We start from the raw sequence: 20,072 nt of genomic DNA on the forward strand, positions 1-20,072 counted from the left end.
CATCCGCGTGCGAGCCTCTATGGTCTCGCCCTCACCCGCCGTTCCACCCACCACGCCACCCTAGCTCAGCTGGCAGAGCAACCGATTCGTAATCGGTAGGTCGAGGGTTCGATTCCCTTGGGTGGCTTTGTACCTGGATCCTGGATGGGTTGGCCGCAAGCTCATCTCCGAAGAGGTGTACGACCGGGAGATGAAGAAAGCGATCGACGAATCACGCTGATCCTTCAGCTCGAGGCTGGCACGCCCATGGGCGATCGCCCTGGAGACGGCTCATCCCTCTTGAGGCTGCCGTACCCGGTGCCTATGGTGCCCCGGCCTGGGATCATCACGCCCGGAGAACGAGCTGATGCTTGGCGCCATCATCGGAGACGTCGTTGGTTCGATCTGGGAGTTCCGGCGCATCAAGACGAAGCGCTCCCCGCTGTTCTCGGAGCGCAACGGGATTACCGACGACGGCGTCCTGACGGTCGCGGTGGCCGATGCCCTGCTGCATGGCAGCGATCCAGCCGGATCGCTGCGCGACTGGGCGGGGCGCGTCCCCTTGGGTCGTCGTGTCGGAGGGTACGGTCAGAAGTTCCTGCGATGGGTGGCGGCGGCCACCGTGCAACCGCCCTACAACAGTTACGGCAACGGTGGCGCCATGCGCGTCAGCCCCGCCGCGTTCCTCGCCGACACGCTGCGCGATTGCCTCGCCATGGCCCAGCGGGTCACCGCGATCACCCACAATCACCCGGAGGACATGAAGGGGGCGCTTGCCACCGCCCACGCGATCTTTCTCGCGCGTCAGGGCGAGACGCCCGAGACCATCCGCGTCGCAGTGCCCGAGGCGTTCACCTGCGCCCTGACGACGGCGGGCTACGAGGACGCGGTGCGTAACGCCGTGTCGCTCGGGGGCGATGCCGATACGCTGGCGGCCATCGCCGGCGGACTCGCGGAGGCGCTTTTCGGCATACCGGAGGCGGTGCGCGCGGAAGGGATGCGATACCTCCCGGACGCGATGAAGGCCCTGCTTGTCAGCGCCTATGCAGAGTCGGATCGGGACGCTCGATAGGCGGTCTCGTGCATGGTGCCTCCTCCGTCGGAATGAACACTACGTGATCCTTGCACTCCCCTTGGGCGTTGCTTAGCGTCTCGCTGTCGTGCCTGAGACTCCCCTTCATGTGGCTTCGAGCGGCTCATGGAGGAGAGCTCCGTCGTGACACTCCCGGAATCGTCAAACTTGGACTGCCTCCCCGGCATAGCCGGGGGGACTCCCGGATTGCTCCAGGTATTCTTTCGCAACCGCCACGTTCGGCGCTCGTGACCGGAGGGCCCATGCGCGTGTTCATTCGAGTGATCGTCGTCGCCGTGTTCATCGCTGCGCCCTGGATGGCGCATGCCGGCAACGCTCAGAAGAAGTTCAACAGCCTCATTGCCAAGTTCGCCGTCACCGAGCCCTTCGATTTCGCCAAGCCGAGCTTCCGCGGCGCGTGTGCGTGCACGGTGGCTCTCCCGGCCGTTCCGGGCTTCCTCGTCCGCGAGATGTTCGATCACAAGATCTACTGTGCGATGCCGGGCTTCGACTCGGACGGCCGGCTCGTCGCCTACGGATACTGCCAGCAGTTCGTCGTCCTCGGGAAATAGGTACATGATCGAGGCATGCGCGGTGATTCTCGGAGGCTGATACCGCCCGTCGCGCTGCGCCTCCGGGTCGGCATCGAGCTCGGCGAGAAGCTGTTCATCGAGGGTGATGCGTATCGTCTTCGTCTCGAACCAGTTCGCCGAGCTCTCACCGCCCCGCGGCCCCCGTCCCCTCGCCCGCCCGCAGCACCGCCACCTGCCCCTGCCGCGCGTAGTCGATCGCCTCGCCGAGCACCCGCGCCGCTTCCTGCGGGGCGTGGAAGCCCATGCTGTTCTCTGCGGCGATGAAGTCGAGGCGCCACTGGGCGCGGCGCTGGAGCCTGAGCGCATCCTGCAGCGACTCGGCCGGGACGCCGCGCGACTTGGCGGCGACGACGGCGTCGATCAGATCGACGATCGCGGCGCCGCCGCGCTGCAGCAGCTCGTTGTTGCGCTGCTGGATGACGTCGGCGCGCGCCTTCAGCTCGTCCTCCGAGGTGCGGTGGCAGGTCTGGCAGGCGCGGTTGACGTTCAACAAGGGGCTGCGTACCCAGTGGTCGCTGATCTTGGTGGCGCCCTCGCGGACGTAGGGCATGTGGCAGTCGGCGCAGGAGACGCCGCTCCGCGCGTGGACGCCCTGGGTCCAGAGCTCGAACTCGGGGTGCTGGGCCTTCAGGACCTGCGCGCCGGTCTCGGTGTGGACGTAATCGGCGAACGGCTGGCCGTCGGGAAACTTGGTGCCGTCCCAGAATGCCTCGACGGCGTCGGCGGTGAGGCCACTGCCCCATGGGAAGGTGAGCGGCATCTTGGTCCCGCAGTAGTACTCGACGTGGCACTGGCCGCAGACGTACGAGCGCATCTCGTTGCGGGAGGCGTCGCGGTTGGGATCGTAGGGAACGGCGCGCTTGCCGTCGCGCCAGACCTGGATGCTGTTCAAGGCGGGAACGGGCGCGTCCGAGGCGGCCAGCGCCTGGATACCGCGAACGAAGCCGGGACGCGTGACCCGGAGCGACATGTCCTCCGGGTCGTGGCAGTCGACGCAGCTCACCGGGTGTCCGTGTCCCGACGCGTGCAGCTTGGCGTTCAGGTCCTGGTAGGTGAGCTTGAACGACTCCTCGAAGCCGCGCATGGCGTCGCCGCCGCCGAGTTCGCGGTAGAGCGGCATGATCGACGCGTGGCAGTGCAGGCACGAGCCGGACTGCGGCTTGGTGAGCCGCTTGGTCGCCTCCTGGTCGTACAGCATGTAGGCGTGGCCGCGGCGGTCACGGTAGTCGATCGAGAAGGCGTAGCCCGCGAACATGCGCTTCAGCCACGGATCGCGCTCGATCTTCTCCTCGGGCAGCGCCTCGCTGCCCTGGTGGCCGCCGAAGCGCGTCTTGGTGAGGAGCGACGTGCGCCGGTAGCCGTCGTACTCGGCGGGCCAGTTCTTCCCCCACTTCTCGGGGTCGGTGTCGTCCTCGCCGACCTCGACGACGCGCAGGAACGGCACGCGCTGCTCGGACTTGCGCTCGAAGATGTTGGTGAGGAGCGCGGTCGCGCCCGCGGCCGCGGCGGCGACCACGGCGATCAGCACCAGATAGAGGGCTCGACTCATCATGATCTCCCGTGCTCACGAAGCGGCGGCGAGGTCGGCGGGCGTGAGCGGCCCGCCGATTCCGGTCTTCTCCCCATGGCCGACGCCCGCGTGACAGTGCGTGCACGGCACGTCCCCCGGCAGGCTCGACGCCCCGGCGATCCGGTGGACGAGGTCGCCATGACACCGGAGGCAGTTCTCCTGCAGGATGGCGCGCCCGTTCGCCTGCACGACGATCGGCTCGACGAAGCGCTGGGTGGTGAACTTCTCGCCGTGCCGCCAGCCGTTCTCCATCTTCGCGAGGTACTTGCGTACGAAGGCGTGCGGCAGGTGGCAGTCGACGCAGACGGCCACCTGATGGTGGCTCGCCTTCTGCCACGCGTCGTACTGCGGGCGCATGATGTGGCAGTTGACGCACGCCGCGGGGTCGGTGCTGAAGTACGAGAGCCCGCGGGCGTACTGGAACGTATAGCCGCCGATTCCCGCCGCGACGCCGATCACGACGGCGAGCAGGAGCGGCAGCATGCGCGACGATCGGGGTGTCTCGCGCGGCGCCATGCGCTCCCTGGTTAGCGGTTCAGCCGCCCGACTGCCAACGCAGCACGGCCGCGATCGGCCAGAGCAGCATCCAGACGTTCAGCACGAGGCCATCGCGGATCCAGAGCGCGAGGGCGCCGTCGACGAGCACGAAGGCGGCGACCGACGCCTGCACAGGGAGCACCGCAGCGAGCCCGTAGCCGGCCAGGTAGGCGACCACGTCGGCGACGGAGTTCGCGATGCTGTCGCCGTAGTAGTCGAGCGCGATCGTGGCGGTCCGGTAGCGCCCGATGACGGCGTCGGTGTTCTCGAGGATCTCCCAGGCGACCTCGAGGAGGAAGCCCGCCCACGCGCGCCCGGTCGCCCCGGCGCGGCCGCGCAGCACGACCCACACGAGCGCGTAGAAGACGAGCCCGTGCAGCACGTGCGTGAAGGCGTAGGGATCGACGAGGTGCTGTGAGTTGTGGCGGCTCAGGATCTCATCGGCGCCCGACCAGAGGTGCGGGTCGCCCGCCCGGCACCACCACACGCGGCCCATGGCGGCGAGCGCTCCCGCCATGACCGCGAGCACGGCGACGGCACCCGCCGCGTGCCGCACCAGCCGTGTCCGCTCCGTTCGCATGAGAGCCGCTCCGCCCGCGCGTTCCGACGACGCGCTCAGGAGGCGCGCCGCGCCGCGAGGGTCGCCCTTGCGCCGCGGACCCGCGCGGCCCCGTGCGAGCGGACGCCCCGCCACCAGAGGCTCAGCCGGTCGAGGTACAGGTAGACCACCGGCGTCGTGTAGAGCGTCAGCATCTGGCTCACCAGGAGGCCGCCGACGATCGTGATGCCGAGCGGGCGGCGGAGCTCCGAGCCCATGCCGGTGCCGAGCGCGAGCGGCAGCCCCCCGAGCAGCGCCGCCATCGTCGTCATCATGATCGGACGGAAGCGCAGGAGGCAGGCCTCGTAGATCGCCTCCTTCGGCGCCTTACCGTCGCGCCGCTCCGCCTCGAGCGCGAAGTCGATCATCAGGATGGCGTTCTTCTTGACGATGCCGATCAGCAGGATGATGCCGATCAGCGCGATCACGTTGAGCTCGCCGCCGGTCACCAGCAGCGCCAGGATCGCGCCGACGCCCGCCGACGGCAGCGTCGAGAGGATCGTGAGCGGGTGGATGTAGCTCTCGTAGAGGATGCCGAGCACGATGTAGACGGTCACGAGCGCCGCCAGGATCAAGAGCGGCTGGTTGGCGAGCGACGCCTGGAACGCCTGCGCCGTGCCGGCGAAGGTCGCGCGCACGCCCGGCGGGATGTCGAGATCGCGCACGGCGGCGGTGATCGCGTCCACGGCTTCGCCGAGCGCGACCCCCGGCGCCAGGTTGAAGGACACGGTCGTCGCCGGAAACTGTCCCTGGTGGGTGACGGCGAGCGCCGTCGTGCCGGACTCGATGCGCGCGAAGGCGGCGAGCGGGACCGGCGTGCCGTTCACCGCGCGGACGTAGACGTCGCGCAGCGTCTCCGGCCGCTGCCAGAAGCTCGGGGCCACCCCCATGACGACGTGGTACTGGTTCAGCGCGGTGTAGATCGTCGAGACCTGGCGCTGCCCGAAGGCGTCGTAGAGCGCGTCGTCGATCATCTGGGTCGTGACGCCGAGCCGCGCCGCGGTGTCGCGGTCGATCACGAGCGTGGCCTGGAGGCCGCCGCTCATCTGATCGCTGTTCACGTCGGTGAGGATCGGCATGGTGCGGAGCTCGGCGAGCACCTTGGGCGCGGCCTCGTCGAGGTCGTCGAGGTCGTCGCCCTGGAGCGTGAACTGATAGAGCGCGCCACTCGGACGGCCGCCGATGCGGATGTCCTGCACCGGCTGCAGGAAGAGGCTCGCGCCCGCGACCGTCGCGACCTTCGGCCGCAGGCGCGCGGCGATGGCGTCGCCCGACACTTTGCGCTCCGCGAGCGGCTTCAAGGCGACGAACATGCGCCCCGTGCTCGAGCCCTGCGACCCGCCGGTGAACGCCACGACGGTCTCGACCGCCGGGTCGCTCCGCACGATGTCGACGAGCTCCCCGAGCTTCTCTTGCATCGCGATGAACGAGGCCGCCTGGTCGGCCTGGATGTTGCCGATGAGCCGTCCGGTGTCCTGTTGCGGGAAGAAGCCCTTCGGCACGACGCCGTAGAGATGGACGTTGAGCGCGACCATCAGGCCGGCGACGAGCAGCGTGAACCGCGGGTGCGCGAGCGTCCAGGCGAGGCTCCGCGCGTACGCGTGGTGCAGCCCGCCGAAGGCGCGCTCGGCGGCGTGCGCCATGCGCCCGGGCGGCCGGATGCCGTGCCCGCGCCGCAGGATCCGCGCGCACATCATGGGGGTCGTGGTGAGCGACACGACGAGGGAGATCAGCACCGCCAGCGACAGCACGACCGCGAACTCGCGGAAGAGCCTGCCGACGATTCCGCCCATCAGAAGGATCGGGATGAACACGGCGACGAGCGACACGCTCATCGACAGCACCGTGAAGGCGATCTCGCGCGCGCCGCGCAGCGCCGCCTCGCGCGGCGGCACGTCGCGCTCGAGGTGCCGCATGACGTTCTCCAGCACGACGATCGCGTCGTCGACCACGAACCCGGTCGAGATGGTCAACGCCATCAGCGACAGGTTGTCGATCGAGTAGTCGAGCAGGTACATCGCGCCGAACGTGCCGACCAACGACAGCGGCACGACGACGCTCGGGATCGCGGTCGCACGCGGATCGCGCAGGAAGAGAAAGACCACCAGGATCACGAGCGCGATCGCCATCACCATCGCCATCTCGACGTCGTGAACCGAGGCGCGGATCGAGGCGCTGCGATCGATGACGACGTCGAGGTCGATCGCGCTCGGAATCGCGGCCTGCAGGTACGGCACCCGTTCGCGGATGCGGTCGATCGTCTCGATGACGTTGGCGCCGGGCTTCCGGAAGATGATGACCATGACGGCGGGTTTGCCATTCGCGAAGCCGACGGTGCGCACGTCCTCGACCGAGTCGACGACGTCGGCGACGTCGCTCATGCGGACGACGGCGCCGTCCCGGGAGCGGATGACGAGCGATCGGTAGGGCGCGGCGGTCATGAGCTGGCCGTCGGTGTCGAGGTTCCACGCCTCGGTCGCGGTCGCGATCTCGCCCGTCGGCCGGTTGCTGTTGGCGGCGCCGAGCGCGGCGCGCACCTCGTCGAAGCCAATGCCGTACTTGGTGAGCGCCGTAGGGTTCAGCTCGACGCGCACCGCCGGCAGCGAGCTGCCCCCGAGGAAGACCTGTCCGACCCCGTCCACCTGCGAGAGCTCCTGCTGCACGATCGACGCGGCCGCGTCGTAGAGTCGGCTCGGCGGCAGCGTGTCGGAGGTGAGGCTCATGACCAGGATCGGCGCGTCGGCCGGGTTCACCTTGCGGTAGTTCGGGTTGTTCGGGAGCGCCGCCGGCAACTGGCCGCGCGCGGCGTTGATCGCCGCCTGCACGTCGCGCGCGGCGGAGTCGATGCTGCGGCCGAGGTCGAATTGCAGGGTCACCTGCGTCGCCCCGAGCCCGCTCGTCGACGTCATCTCGGTCACGCCGGCGATGCGGCCGAACATGCGCTCGAGCGGCATCGCGACCGCCGACGCCATGGTCTCGGGACTCGCGCCGGGCAGATGCGCCGACACCTGGATCGTCGGGAACTCGACCTGCGGCAGCGGCGCCACCGGCAGACCCTGGAACCCGATCGCGCCCGCGAGGGCGATCGCCAGCGTCAGCAGCGAGGTCGCGACCGGCCGGCGGATGAAGGCCGCGGAGAGGTTCACTCGGACTCCAGGCCGAACGGCGGCGCGGCCCTCGCCTCGCCGTCCCGGATCTCCTCCGCGCGGCCGGAGCGCCGGGCGAAGCGCTCCGCCAGGCGATCGAACGCCAGATAGATCACCGGCGTCGAGTAGAGGGTGAGCACCTGGCTGACGAGGAGCCCGCCGACGATCGTCACGCCGAGGGGGTGGCGAAGCTCGGAGCCCATGCCGGTGCCGAGCGCGAGCGGCAATCCGCCGAGAAGCGCCGCCATGGTCGTCATCATGATCGGCCGGAAGCGCAACAGGCACGCCTCGTAGATCGCCGCCTCGGGCGACTTGCCCTCGTGGCGCTCCGCCTCGAGCGCGAAGTCGATCATCATGATGGCGTTCTTCTTGACGATGCCGATCAGCAGGATGATGCCGATCAGCGCGATCACGTTGAGCTCGCCGCCGGTCGCCAGCAGCGCGAGGATCGCGCCGACGCCCGCCGACGGCAGCGTCGAGAGGATCGTCAGCGGGTGGACGTAGCTCTCGTAGAGCACGCCGAGCACGATGTAGACGGTCACGAGCGCGGCCAAGATCAGGAACGGCTGGTTCGCGAGCGACGCCTGGAACGCCTGCGCGGTGCCCTGGAAGCCCGCGCGGACGCTCGCGGGAAGGCCGACGTCGTCGGCCGCTCGATTGATCGCGTCGACCGCGTGCCCGAGCGACGCGCCCGGCGCCAGGTTGAACGACAGCGTCACGGACGGAAACTGCCCCTGGTGGGAGACCGCGAGCGCGGTCGTGCCGGGTCGGACCGTCGTGAACGACGCAAGCGGCACCGCGGCGCCGCTCGTCGAGCGCACGTAGATGTGATCGAGCGCCTCGGGGCCCCGCTGGAAGCTCGGGTCCACCTCGAGGACGACCCGGTATTGGTTCAGCTGGGTGAAGATCGTCGACACCTGGCGCTGGCCGAACGCATCGTAGAGCGTGTCGTCGATCATCTGCGGCGTGATGCCGAGCCGCGACGCGGTGTCGCGGTCGATCGCGAGCGTCAGCTCCAGGCCGCCGGCCTGCTGGTCGCTCGCGACGTCGCGGATCTCGGGCAGGTGATGGAGACGCTCGAGCATGCGGGGCGCGAGCTCGCGCAGCGCCTCCGGGTCGGGCGACGCCAGGCTGTACTGGAACTGGGTGCGGCTCACCCGGTCCTCGACGGTCAGGTCCTGCACCGGCTGCATGTAGAGCGTCGCGCCCTCGACCTCGGCGAGGGCCGGTTGCAGCCGCCGGATGACCTCGACCGCGCTCGCGTCGCGCGTCTCGAGAGGCTTCAGGTTGATCTGGATGCGGCCGGCGTTCGTCGTCGTGTTGACGCCGTCGATCCCGATGAACGACGACAGGCTCTCGACCGCGGGATCGCGCAGCACCACCGCCGCGAGCCGCTGCTGCCGCTCCGCCATCGCCGCGAACGAGACCGACTCCGGCGCCTCCGACACGCCGAGGATCACGCCGGTGTCCTGCACCGGAAAGAAGCCCTTCGGCACGACGACGTAGAGGAGGACGGTCGCCGCGAGCGTCGCGACGAAGCCGATCAACGTGGCGGTCTGGTGGCGCAACACCCACCGGAGCGAGGTCCCGTAGCGCGCGATCACCCGCTCGAAGGCCGTCGCCGAGCGGCGCGCGAGCCAGCGCTCCTCGTCCGCCGGCACGTTGCGGAGGAGCCGCGCGCACATCATCGGCGTGAGCGTCAGCGAGACGACCGCCGACACGAGGATCGTCACCGCCAGCGTCACCGCGAACTCGCGGAAGAGCCGGCCCACGATGTCGCCCATGAACAGCAGCGGAATCAGCACCGCCACCAGCGACACCGTCAGCGAGATGATCGTGAAGCCGATCTCCTTGGAGCCCGCGAGCGCGGCCTCGCGCGGCGATGCTCCGTTCTCAATGTGGCGCGTGATGTTCTCGATCATCACGATCGCGTCGTCGACGACGAAGCCCGTCGAGATCGTGAGCGCCATGAGCGACAGGTTGTCGAGGCTGTAGCCGAGGAGATACATCGCGCCGAAGGTGCCGACGACCGAGAGCGGCACGGCGACGCTCGGGATCACGGTCGCGGAGAGCTTGCCGAGGAAGAGAAACATCACCATCACCACGAGCGCGACGGTGAGCATGAGCTCGAACTGCACGGCGTGGACCGAGGCGCGGATGGTGTTGGTGCGGTCGGTGAGCACGCGCACCTCGATGCCCGCCGGCAGCGCCGCTGTGAGCTGCGGCAGCAGGCTCGTGATGCGGTCGACGACGCCGATGATGTTGGCGCCGGGCTGGCGCTGGATGCTGACGAGCACGGCGGGCTCGGCGTTCATCCACGCCGCCTGCTTCACGTTCTCGGCGTCGTCGACGACGTCGGCGACGTCCATGACGCGCACCGGCCGGTCATTGCGGTACGCGATCACGAGCCCGCGGTAGTCCGCGGCGGACATCAGCTGGTCGTTGGCGCCGATCATCCAGGCGCGCTTCGGACCGTCGAAGCTGCCCTTCGCCTGGTTGACGTTGGCGGCCGCGATGGCGCGCCGCAGGTCCTCGAGCGCGAGGTCGTAGGCGGCGAGCGCCGTCGGGTTGGCGCGCACGCGCACGGCCGGCTTCTGCCCGCCGCCGAGGCTCACGAGCCCGACGCCGGGGAGCTGCGAGATTTTCTGGGCGAGGCGGGTGTCCGCCAGATCTTGAACCCTGGAGAGGGGAAGCGTCTTCGACGTGAGCGCGAGCGTCAGGACGGGCGCGTCGGCGGGGTTGATCTTGCTGTAGACGGGCGGGTTCGGGAGATCGTTCGGCAGGAATGTCCCCGCCGAGTTGATGGCGGCCTGCACGTCCTGCTCGGCGACGTCGATCTCGAGCTCGAGCGCGAACTGCAGCACGATCACCGAGCTCCCGAAGGAGCTCGTCGACGTCATCTGCTTCAGCCCCGGCACCTGCCCGAACTGGCGCTCGAGCGGCGCCGTCACCGACGACGCCATCACGTCCGGGCTGGCACCCGGGTAGAACGTCACGACCTGGATGGTCGGGTAGTCGACCTGCGGAAGCGCCGAGACCGGCAGCTGCCGGTACGCCACGATCCCCGACAGCAGGAGCGCGACCATGAGCAGCGAGGTCGCGACCGGCCGCAGGATGAACGTGCGCGAGACGTTCACGAGGGCGGCGCTTTCCCCGGCGCGGGCGCCTGCGCCGGCCCGGCGGCGTCGGCGCCGCGGAGCTTCACGGCGCTGCCGGCGCGGAGCTTGTCGACGCCGTCGACCACGACCCGCTCGCCGGCGGCGAGGCCGCTCGCGATCGCGCTTTCGCCCTCCGCCGCGGGCCCGACGACGACGGGGCGCACCTCGACGGTCGCGTCGTCCTTCACGACGTAGACGAACGTGCCGTCCTTGCCGCGCTGGGCGGCCGCGCCGGGGACGATCACGACGTTCTCGCGGACGTCGAGCCGCAGGCGGACGTTCACGAACTGGTTCGGGAAGAGCGCTTGGTCGCGGTTGTCGAAGACGGCCTTCAGGCGCGCCGTGCCGGTCGCGGGATCGATCTGGTTGTCGGTCGACTGTAGCGTCCCGATCGCGAGCTGCTTCTGCCCGGCGCGGTCGTAGGCCTCGACGGTGAGGGGCGCGCCGCCGCCGCGACTCTTGTCGAGGACGGCGCGGAGATCGTCCTCCGGCACCGTGAAGACCACGGTGATCGGCTCCACCTGCGTGATGACGCAGAGGCCCTGCGCGTCGCTCGCGTGCACCACGTTCCCGGCGTCGACACGGCGGAGGCCGACGCGGCCGCCGATCGGCGCCGTCACGCGGCTGTAGGTGAGCTGGAGCTTCGCCTGATCGATGAGAGCCTGGTCGACCTGGACGGCGCCCTCGTACTGGCCGACCGTCGCCTGCTGGTCGTCGTACATCTGGCGGGCGACGATGCCCTGGTCGAGGAGCTCGCGGTTCCGCTGCAAGGTCCGCTTCGCCACCTCGAGCAGCGCGCGGTCGCGCGCCATCTGTCCTTCGGCCTGGGCGAGCTGCACCTGGAAGGGCCGCGAGTCGATCTCGACGAGAAGGTCGCCCTCCCGCACGGTCTGCCCCTCCTCGAAGGCGACGCGCACGATCTGCCCGTCGACCCGGCTCTTCACCGTCACGGTGTTGTAGGCGGTGACGGTGCCGAGCGCCGAGAGGTAGACCGGCATGTCGCCCTGGCGCGCGGCCACCGCGACGACCGGCACCGGCGGAGCGGCGGGCTTTCCGGCGCCGGGCGCCGCGCTCGGGGCGGTCTCCCCCGTCGAGGCCAACAGCCGGTAGGCCGCGAACGCCAGGACCGCCAATCCGATCAACCACACCCACGTACGTCGCCGCGGAGGCGCGGCGGCCAAGGTCGTATCCATTTGGAAGGGCAGCATCGTGCCACGACGACGCCTGTCAAGGGAGCGGGTCCCGCGCGACCCTCGTGTGTCGGTTGGTGGCAACGCAGGGAGTGTCCGTCTGCCGCGCGCGGACGTTCGATCGCCGGCGGATGGGTCCGGGCTCGCTCGCGTCCGTCAGGAGGTCTGGGGCCTCGCGCTCGGGTACAATCTCGCGCGATTCGCCATCGCCCGCGCCGCCGTCCAAGCGGGCGTGCCGGCGCTGCGCACTCGCCAACGGCATGCGCTTCTGCTGATCCGTGGCTTCTGGGCCAGCCCGACTTCATCCCTCTGCGGGCGCTTCAGGAGCCGGCGCGGGCCGGGATTCGCGTATCTCGCGGCATTCTCCCGCGGGTAGTCGCGCGCTTCGTCGTGCGGCAATGGCACCGCCTCCTTCAGGCGACGTCGACGAGCTTCGACTCGTGGATGCGCGCATCGTTCGTGACCAGCGTCGCACGGAGCACGCGCGCGGTGGCGACGATGATCCGATCGGCCGGATCCCAGTCACGCGTCGCGGAAAGCGCCGTCAGCTCCTTGGCGACTGCGGGAGTGATGCCATGGCGACGGACCAGGGGCTCGGCGGCGGCACGCTCGAGCCACTCGTCCAGCGCCATGCCACCCAGGTCCAATCGCCCGCGCTCCACGTGCGACGCGATCTCCCAGAAGCTGATCTCGGAAACCCAGAGGTCTCCGTGCTTGCCGGCGCGATCGATGAGCCGCCGCTGGGGCGCATCGAGCCTGCGCGGATCGAACACCCAGCGGTGCAGGATGTGGGTATCGAGGAGTACCCTCACGCTCGCCGGCGACGCCGCGACGGCGTAGCGCCGAAGTTCGCGCCATCCGCGCTCCAGTCCGACGCCCGGCTCGTCGGTCCGTCGATGTCCTTGACGACCTTGCCGAGTCCCCGGAGGGTGTCTTGGGGGTGCTGCATCACGACGCTGGCGCTGGGAGTGACGCGCACCAGAGGCTTGCCGCGCTTCACCACCACGATCGGCTGTCCCGTGCGTGCCACGTCCTCGAGCAGGGCGAGGCAGTGAGTCTTGAATTCCGAGACGGAGACCTGCTTCAAGGCGTCGGTTCCCATATGGTCATCTCTTTGACCATTTTGCCCTCGGCCGCAAGCGGGGCCTCGCACGCACCATTGAGCAATGGCACCGCTTCCTCACCGGGTCGCTTCCGGGCGGCCTCGACGAGTTCCTGGCGGACGACGTGGCCTTCTACTCCCCGGTCGTCTTCACCCCGCAGAAGGGGAAGGCCGTGACGATGCTGTACCTGAACGCCGCGGGGACGGTCTTCAGGGGCGCGGGCGACGGATCGAGACGGATCGAACGGATCCAAAGGATCGGATGGATGCCGCAGGCGGGCGGGTCGCGGATGGGCCCGGGGAGCCGCGGCTCGCGTATTGCGCAAGACGGAGAAACTCCGGCGGGCTTTACGCGTCCCCGGCGACCGTAGGACTCGTCCGCGACCCGCCTACCTGCCGCCACCGCTTCCGGCTGCCCTGCCGCGTGCCCATCACCACGGAGACGCACCCGAGCGCCCGCGCCGTTGACCAGGCCGCAGCCGGCGTGCGATCAGGCGAGAGCGCTCGCGAGCGGGCGACGACCGAACCACGATGCCGCCAGCGGACCCCTACTTTCCGATGCCTGTCTTCGCCCCCGAGGGCGCCGCCGCGGCGCCGCGCGTCTTCGTCGCGCCGGCACGCTACGTCCAGGGGCCGGGCGTGCTGGCGCACGTCGGCCGCTACCTCTCGCCCCTGCGCACGCGCCACGCCGCGATCCTGATCTCGGCCGGCGGGGCGCGCCGCCACGGGCCGACGCTCACCGCGTCGCTCGCCGCCGCCGACGTCGCCGCGACCGTCCGCACCTTCGGCGGCGAGTGCTCGCTCGCGGAGATCGAGCATCACGCCCGCGCGCTCGCGAGCGCGGGCGTCGACTGTCTGGTCGCGGTCGGCGGCGGCAAGTGCGTCGACGCGGGAAAGGCCGTCGCCTTCCGCCTCGACGCGCCGGTGGCGATCGTGCCGACGCTGGCGTCGAACGACGCCCCCTGCTCGGCCCTCTCCGTGCTCTACACGTCCGACGGGGTGTCGAGCGGCGTCGAGTTCTATCCGAGCAACCCGGCGCTCGTCGTCGTCGACACCGCGATCGTCGCCGCCGCGTCGGAGCGCTTCCTCGTCTCCGGGATGGGCGACGCGATGGCGACCTGGTACGAGGCCGCCGTCTGCCTGCGGAACCCGCGGGCGATGACGACGCTCGGCGCGCGGCCCACGATCGCCTCCGCCGCGATCGGCGAAGCCTGCGCGGCGACGCTCTTCGCCGAGGGGCGGGCCGCGGCCGCCGCCGTCGCCTCCCGGGTCGTCAATCCGCCGCTCGAAGCGGTGGTCGAGGCCAACACGCTCTTGAGCGGACTCGGCTTCGAAAGCGGCGGGATCGCCGCCGCGCACGCCTTCGCGCAGAGCTTCACCCAGCTCGCCGCGACCAACGCCGGCTTCCTGCACGGCGAGATGGTGGCGATGGGCACGCTCGCGCAGCTCGTCGTGGAGGCGCGGCTCGACGAAGCGCGACGGGTCGCCCGCTTCTTCGCAGAGGTCGGCCTGCCCGTGCACCTCGGGCAGCTCGGCGTCGATGCCGCGGACGCCGCCGCGCTCGACACCGTCGCCGGCGGCGCCGCCCTCTTCCCCTATATCGGCAACATGCCGGCGCCGGTCGACGCGGCGGCCCTGCGCTCGGGTCTGCTCGGCGCCCACGAGCTCGGACTCGCCGTGCGCGCCGAAGTCGGCGACGCGTCGTACCGGCGCCTGCACGGCGCCGGCTGACCGCCGCGCGCGCGTTGACTCGCCCGCGAGCGCGAGCGAGAGACTCGCGATCGTCATCCGCCGAGGAGGAACGTCCCATGGCCGTGCTGCGCACTCCGGAGTCGCGTTTCGCGAACCTGCCCGACTATCCGTTCGCGCCCCACTACCTCGATCTCGCCAAGGCCGTCGGCCGGAGCGGCGAGGCGCGGATGCACTATCTCGACGAGGGCCGGGGGAACCCGATCCTCTGCCTGCACGGCGAGCCGAGCTGGTCGTTCCTCTACCGCCGCATGATCCCCATCCTGAAGACGCGCGGCCGCGTGCTCGCCCCCGACCTCTTCGGCTTCGGCAAGTCCGACAAGTTCACCGAGCGCGCCGACTACTCGTACGCGATGCACCACGACGCAATCCTCGGCTTCATCGAGGCGCTCGACCTCCGCGACATCACGCTCGTCTGCCAGGACTGGGGCGGGCTGATCGGACTGCAGATCGCCGGCCAGCACCCGGAGCGCTTCGCGCGCCTCGTCGTCATGAACACCGCCCTGCCGACCGGCGAGGAGGAGGTCGGCCCCGGATTCCTCGCCTGGCGCGAGTACGTTGCCAACACGCCCGACCTGGCGATCGGGCCGCTCTTCGGGCGTGCGATCTTTCCGGAGGATCGCCGCACGCCGGAGATCCTCGCCGCCTACGACGCGCCCTACCCCGACCGCTCCTACAAGGAGGGCGCGCAGGCGTTCCCGAGCCTCGTCCCGATCACGCCCGACGCTCCGGGCGCCGCCGAGAACCGCGAGGCGTGGAGGACGCTCGAGCGCTGGAGCAAGCCCTGCCTCGTGATGGCCGGCGACAAGGACATCGTGCTCGGCATCCCCGCCGGCCGGACCTTCGAGAAGCGCATCCCCACCGCGGGGAAGCTCGTCGTCATCGAGAACGCCGGCCACTTCCTCCAGGAGGACAAGGGCGAGGAGGTCGCCGAGCGCATCGTCGCCTGGCTCGACGGATGAGCCCCACCGACGGCGTGCCGTGCCTCCGCTACACGACCTTCAGCTCGGCCCAACCGGGCGCGTGCCCGAGCGCGCGTTCCACCTCGCGCTCGCGATGCGCCGCCACGGCGCCGATGCGCTCGCCGAGCGACGCCGTCGGCACCACGTGGACGTTGTCGAAGTTGGCGACCGAGACGCGCGCGAGCCCCTCGCGCCGTCCCACGGCAACTTCCTGCGGGATGCCGCGCACGGTGCTCGTGATCTGACAGACGATGACCTTGCTGAGGTAGGCGTAGGTCGGGGTGCGCGTGAGCAGGAGCACCGGCCGCCGACCGATCGGCGCCGCCGCGCGACGTGCCTCTCTAGTCGTCGGCGCCGCGATGGCGGTTGCGCCCGCGCGGGTCGTTCGGGTGCCAGGTGCGCCGGCCCGTGAAGAAGAGCGACGTCGCGCGGTGCGACGAGCCCTGGGCGTTGCCGCCGACCCACTCCGCGGCGCGCGACGGCGAGTGGCCGTAGGCGAGGTCGGAGGGCGGCGTGTGGAGGAAGTTCACGAAGCCGAGCAGCGCGAGCAGCGTGACGCCGAAGATCACCCCGAGGAGCCCGCGGGCGAACTTGAGCGCCCGCTCGCGCTCCTCGCGCCGTGCGCGCGCGCGCGCGCGGAACCCGAGACTCCGAAGCTCCCCCTCCACCTCACGCCGCGTCAACATAGGGAATGCTTTAGCATCGCCCCGGATGGCGAGTCACGAGGAACGGCGGCGCCGCACACGGGCGATCGGCGCGTGGACAGCCCGGGCGGTGCCCGCTAAACCTCGGAGCCGATGCGCGCTCCCATCGTCCTGATCATCCGCGACGGCTGGGGCATCGGCCGCGACTACCCCGGCAACGCCGTCATGCTCGCGCACCCCGAGGTCCTGCCCCGCATCCTCGCCACCTACCCGCACACCGTGCTCGGCGCCGCCGGCCGGGCGGTCGGTCTCAGACCGGGCTACCAGGGCTCGTCGGAGGTCGGGCACCTCAACATGGGCGCCGGCCGCATCGTCGAGCAGGAGATCGTGCGGGTCGACAAGCTGATCGAGAGCGGCGAGATCTTTCGCCACCCCGCGCTCCTCGCCGTGACCGGGCACTGCAAGAAGCGCGGCTCGGCGCTCCATTTCATGGGCCTCCTCCAGGATCAGGGCGTGCACGCGACCGAGGAGCACCTCTACGCGCTCCTCGAGCTGGCGCGGCGCGAGGGCCTGTCCAAGGTCTTCGTGCACGTCTTCTCCGACGGCCGCGACACGCCGCCGAGGAGCGCCCTCACCTACATCGACCGCCTGGAGCGCAAGATGCAGGCGATCGGCGTCGGCGCGATCGCGTCGGTGACGGGTCGCTACTACGCCATGGATCGCGCCCTCAACTGGGACCGCATCCAGCGCTCGTACGATTGCCTGCTGCACGGCACGGGGCTCCTCGCGCCGTCCGCGAAGGCGGCGATCGCGCAGGCCTACGCGCGTGCCGACGCGACGATCGCCGCCCGCGCCGCCGGCAGCGCTCCCGAGGGCGCGCTCGTCGAGAGCGACGAGTTCGTGCAGCCGACCCTGATCACGGGGCCCGACGGCCGTCCGCTCGCGACGATTCAGGCCGGCGACGGCGTCGTCCACTTCAACTACCGCCAGGACCGCGCCATCCAGCTGACCCGCGCCTTCGTCGAAGACGAGTTCACGGACTTCGCGCGCGGCCCGCGCCCCGACGTCGTGTATCGCGGACTGACCCGCTATTACGACGAGTTCGCGTACGCGGTGCTGCCGCCGATGAACATGGACGAGCTGGTCGGCGAGATCGTCAGCAAGGCCGGCATGTGGCAGCTGCGGATCGCCGAGTACCAGAAGTACCGGCACGTCACGAGCTTCTTCAACGGCAAGCGGGTCGCGCCCTACCCCGGAGAGGACCGTATCCTCGTGCCGAGCACGACGCTCACCGAGGACCAGAAGCCCGAGATGAGCGCCCGCGAGGTGACCGAGCTCGCGGTGGTCGCGATCCGCGACGGGATCGCCGCGGTGCGGACGCGCGTGGCGACATCGCCCGGGTGTGAGCTCGAAACCGAGCCGAGCCGAGCGCTCCCGGCGGAGCGCGGTCGCGACACCTATGACCTCGTCGTCCTCAACTACGCCAACTGCGACATGGTCGGGCACACGGGCGTCCTCGACGCGGCGGTCAAGGCCGTCGCGGTCACCGACGAGTGCATCGGGAAGGTGATCGAGGCGACGCGCGCGCGCAACGGCACCGTGATCGTCACCTCCGACCACGGCAACGCCGAGCAGATGCTCGACCCCGACACGGGCGCGGTGCAAACGGCGCACACGACCAACGACGTCGAGTGCGTGCTGGTGAGCGACGCGCGCCGGACGACGACGAAGCTCCGGCCGCACGGCGTGCTCGCCGACGTCGGCCCGACGCTGCTCGAGCTGCTCGGGCTCCCGATCCCCCCGCCGGTGACCGCGGAGAGCCTGATCCAGCACTGACGGAACACGGCTTCCCTCGACCGCACGTCCCGGTCAGGATCGGGGCATGCCGCCGCAGGCGTCCGCCGGGCCGTATCCCGCGCCGGTCGCGGACGAGATCGTGCTCGTGCTCGCGGCCGAGGGCATCGCGGCGACCCTCGAGCCCTCCGGGGGCGGCCTCGCGATCGTGATCGACGAGGCGGAAGCGCGCCGCGCCGAGGCGATCCTCGCCGACGAGTATCCCGCGGGCGTGCACCACGCCTTCGCGGTGCGCGCCGCCGAGCAGGTCGCCGCGCGCGCCCGGGTGGCGGCGCCCGAGCAGGACCGATGGTTCGGACCGGGCTCGTGGGTGCTCTTCCTGCTGACGGCGGTCTGCGCCGGCGTCTTCCTCGCCGAGGAGCGCGCCGGCGGCTCCGAGCTCCGCGAGGTGCTGCTGCGCTTCGGAGCGTCGCGTCCGGCCCACGTCCGCAGCGGCGAGTGGTGGCGCTTCGCGACCGCGCTCTTCGTCCACATCGGCCCGCGCCATCTCCTCGGCAACATGGCGACGCTCCTCGTGCTCGGCCCGGCGCTCGTCGCCGCCCTCGGGCCCTGGCGCTTCCTGTTCGTCTACCTCGCGGCCGGTGTCGCCGGAAACGCGCTCAGCTACGCGGTGACGCCGCCCGACGTCGTGAGCGCGGGCGCATCGGGCGCCATCCTCGGCGTGCTCGGCGCGCTCGGCGGCCAGCGCCTGCGCTTCGCGGCGAGCGCGCGCTATCGCGGCTGGCAGGTGGTCGCCGCGCTCCTCGCCTACCTCGCGGTCGCCGTCGGTGCGGAGCCGGGCGTCGACACGATGGCGCACCTCGGCGGGCTCGTCGCCGGCCTCACGCTCGGCCTCATCGTCCCGCCGACGGCCCGCGCCGCTACAGCCAGCCCGCCCGCTTGAACTGCCAGTACAGCATCGCGCACGCGACGACCATGATGACGAGCGCCATCGGATACCCGAGCCACCAGCCGAGCTCCGGCATGTGCTCGAAGTTCATGCCGTAGATGCCGGCGACCATCGTGGGCACGGCGATGATGGCGGCCCAGCTCGCGAGCTTCTTGGTCACCTCGTTCTGTTGCACGGAAATGAGCGAGAGATTCGCCTCGAGCGCGCCGTTCAGGAGCTCGCGCAGGTTGTCGACGGTCTCGTTGATCCGGATCACGTGATCGTAGACGTCGCGAAAATACGGGCGGCTGTCGGCGTCGATCAGCGAGGAGTCGAAGCGCGTGAGACGATTGCAGATGTCGATCAACGGCGACACCGCCCGCTTCAGGCTCAGCAGCACCCGCTTCAGGTCGTAGATGTTCTCGGTCGTCTCACGCCGGTAGTTGCCGCCGAAGATCTCTTCCTCGAGCTTCTCGAGCTCCTCCTCGAGCTCGTCGATGATCGGGAAGTAGTTGTCGACGACGAAGTCCATGAGCGCGTAGAGGACGAAGCCCGGGCCCTTCTTGAGGAGGTGCGGTGCGCTCTCGCAGCGCTGCCGGACGTCGACGTACGGCACCGACGCCCCGTGCCGCACCGACACGACGTAGCCGGGGCCGACGAAGAGGTGCGTCTCGCCGAAGGCGATCCTGCCCTCGGGATCGCGCTGCGCCGTCCGCAGCACGATGAAGAGCGCGGCGCCGTACTCCTCGAGCTTCGGCCGCTGGTGGGCGCGATGCGCGTCCTCGACGGCGAGGTCGTGGAGGCGGAACTCCTGCTGCACCTCGCGCAGGAGCTCCTCGTTCGGCTCGTGGAGCCCGATCCACACGAAGCGGCTGGGATCGGCGCCGAGCACCTCGCTGACGTCGGGCAGGTGCACGTCGCCCACTCGGCGCCCGTCCGCGTACTCCGCGCAGTTGACGATCCGGCTCATGTCCCCTCCCCGCCGCCGCGACGATCTCGCCCCGCCATAGCACGGAGCCGCGCGGGTCCCTACGACTCGCTCGAGGGCGC

General features: G+C 70.4%; 17 protein-coding genes and 1 tRNA gene. 7 read left to right on the top strand and 11 right to left on the bottom strand.

Translation table 11 applies throughout. From position 1 onward, the window contains the following. Positions 1-54: 54 nt before the first annotated feature. The 3 genes from IT293_10415 (at position 55) to IT293_10425 (ending at position 1,623) form a co-directional block, all read left to right on the top strand. Positions 55-127: transfer RNA gene (locus tag IT293_10415), tRNA-Thr, on the top strand. 219 nt (positions 128-346) lie between these two features. Next, positions 347-1,051, top strand: coding sequence for an ADP-ribosylglycohydrolase family protein (locus IT293_10420; protein MCC6765066.1), 705 nt, complete (start codon positions 347-349; stop codon positions 1,049-1,051). Between the two features lie 269 nt (positions 1,052-1,320). Further along, positions 1,321-1,623 carry a hypothetical protein gene (locus IT293_10425; GenBank protein ID MCC6765067.1) on the top strand — a complete coding sequence of 101 codons (303 nt, stop codon included), beginning with the start codon at positions 1,321-1,323 and terminating at the stop codon, positions 1,621-1,623. A gap of 145 nt (positions 1,624-1,768) precedes the next feature. Here IT293_10425 and IT293_10430 read toward each other — a convergent pair whose 3' ends face one another. The 8 genes from IT293_10430 to IT293_10465 form a co-directional block, all read right to left on the bottom strand. Beyond that, the gene (locus IT293_10430; GenBank protein ID MCC6765068.1) at positions 1,769-3,196 is read right to left on the bottom strand and encodes an ammonia-forming cytochrome c nitrite reductase subunit c552; all 1,428 of its coding nucleotides are present in this window, start codon (positions 3,194-3,196) and stop codon (positions 1,769-1,771) included. A 12-nt stretch (positions 3,197-3,208) separates the two neighbouring features. Then, the gene (nrfH, locus tag IT293_10435; GenBank protein MCC6765069.1) at positions 3,209-3,730 is read right to left on the bottom strand and encodes a cytochrome c nitrite reductase small subunit; all 522 of its coding nucleotides are present in this window, start codon (positions 3,728-3,730) and stop codon (positions 3,209-3,211) included. Positions 3,731-3,749: 19 nt separating this feature from the next. Continuing rightward, positions 3,750-4,331, bottom strand: coding sequence for a DUF2585 family protein (locus IT293_10440; GenBank protein MCC6765070.1), 582 nt, complete (start codon positions 4,329-4,331; stop codon positions 3,750-3,752). Positions 4,332-4,366: 35 nt separating this feature from the next. After that, complete coding sequence (locus tag IT293_10445; GenBank protein MCC6765071.1) at positions 4,367-7,495, bottom strand: multidrug efflux RND transporter permease subunit; 3,129 nt, start codon at positions 7,493-7,495, stop codon at positions 4,367-4,369. Next, positions 7,492-10,632: a multidrug efflux RND transporter permease subunit gene (locus IT293_10450; GenBank protein ID MCC6765072.1), complete on the bottom strand. Its 3,141-nt coding sequence runs from the start codon at positions 10,630-10,632 to the stop codon at positions 7,492-7,494. Before IT293_10450 ends, IT293_10445 begins: the two co-directional genes overlap by 4 nt. Beyond that, the gene (locus tag IT293_10455; protein ID MCC6765073.1) at positions 10,629-11,846 is read right to left on the bottom strand and encodes an MdtA/MuxA family multidrug efflux RND transporter periplasmic adaptor subunit; all 1,218 of its coding nucleotides are present in this window, start codon (positions 11,844-11,846) and stop codon (positions 10,629-10,631) included. Before IT293_10455 ends, IT293_10450 begins: the two co-directional genes overlap by 4 nt. A 410-nt stretch (positions 11,847-12,256) precedes the next feature. Then, positions 12,257-12,655 carry a type II toxin-antitoxin system VapC family toxin gene (locus tag IT293_10460; protein ID MCC6765074.1) on the bottom strand — a complete coding sequence of 133 codons (399 nt, stop codon included), beginning with the start codon at positions 12,653-12,655 and terminating at the stop codon, positions 12,257-12,259. Then, entirely contained in the window at positions 12,652-12,930 is a 279-nt protein-coding gene (locus IT293_10465) for a type II toxin-antitoxin system Phd/YefM family antitoxin (protein ID MCC6765075.1), read from the bottom strand. The genes IT293_10460 and IT293_10465 overlap by 4 nt, the downstream gene beginning before the upstream one ends. A 546-nt stretch (positions 12,931-13,476) precedes the next feature. Between IT293_10465 and IT293_10470 the strand changes: the two genes are divergently transcribed. After that, positions 13,477-14,676 carry a glycerol dehydrogenase gene (locus tag IT293_10470; protein ID MCC6765076.1) on the top strand — a complete coding sequence of 400 codons (1,200 nt, stop codon included), beginning with the start codon at positions 13,477-13,479 and terminating at the stop codon, positions 14,674-14,676. A gap of 77 nt (positions 14,677-14,753) precedes the next feature. Beyond that, the gene (locus tag IT293_10475) at positions 14,754-15,656 is read left to right on the top strand and encodes a haloalkane dehalogenase (GenBank protein ID MCC6765077.1); all 903 of its coding nucleotides are present in this window, start codon (positions 14,754-14,756) and stop codon (positions 15,654-15,656) included. A gap of 28 nt (positions 15,657-15,684) precedes the next feature. On the opposite strand, the gene IT293_10480 is transcribed toward IT293_10475, so the two are convergent. Both IT293_10480 and IT293_10485 read right to left on the bottom strand, forming a co-directional pair. Then, positions 15,685-15,957 carry a type II toxin-antitoxin system PemK/MazF family toxin gene (locus IT293_10480; GenBank protein MCC6765078.1) on the bottom strand — a complete coding sequence of 91 codons (273 nt, stop codon included), beginning with the start codon at positions 15,955-15,957 and terminating at the stop codon, positions 15,685-15,687. A gap of 40 nt (positions 15,958-15,997) precedes the next feature. After that, the gene (locus IT293_10485) at positions 15,998-16,342 is read right to left on the bottom strand and encodes a hypothetical protein (GenBank protein MCC6765079.1); all 345 of its coding nucleotides are present in this window, start codon (positions 16,340-16,342) and stop codon (positions 15,998-16,000) included. A 111-nt stretch (positions 16,343-16,453) separates the two neighbouring features. Here IT293_10485 and IT293_10490 point away from each other — a divergent pair, with 111 nt between their 5' ends. After that, complete coding sequence (locus tag IT293_10490; GenBank protein ID MCC6765080.1) at positions 16,454-18,136, top strand: 2,3-bisphosphoglycerate-independent phosphoglycerate mutase; 1,683 nt, start codon at positions 16,454-16,456, stop codon at positions 18,134-18,136. 46 nt (positions 18,137-18,182) lie between these two features. Further along, a complete protein-coding gene (locus tag IT293_10495; GenBank protein ID MCC6765081.1) occupies positions 18,183-19,037 on the top strand; it encodes a rhomboid family intramembrane serine protease in 855 nt (284 codons plus the stop codon). Here the strand turns inward: IT293_10495 and corA are convergent. Next, on the bottom strand, positions 19,015-19,992 hold the full coding sequence (corA, locus tag IT293_10500) for a magnesium/cobalt transporter CorA (protein ID MCC6765082.1): 978 nt from the start codon (positions 19,990-19,992) through the stop codon (positions 19,015-19,017). The genes IT293_10495 and corA overlap by 23 nt on opposite strands. Positions 19,993-20,072 lie beyond the last annotated feature (80 nt).

Source organism: Deltaproteobacteria bacterium (assembly GCA_020848745.1).
In the GTDB taxonomy this organism is placed as follows: domain Bacteria; phylum Desulfobacterota; class Binatia; order UTPRO1; family UTPRO1; genus UTPRO1.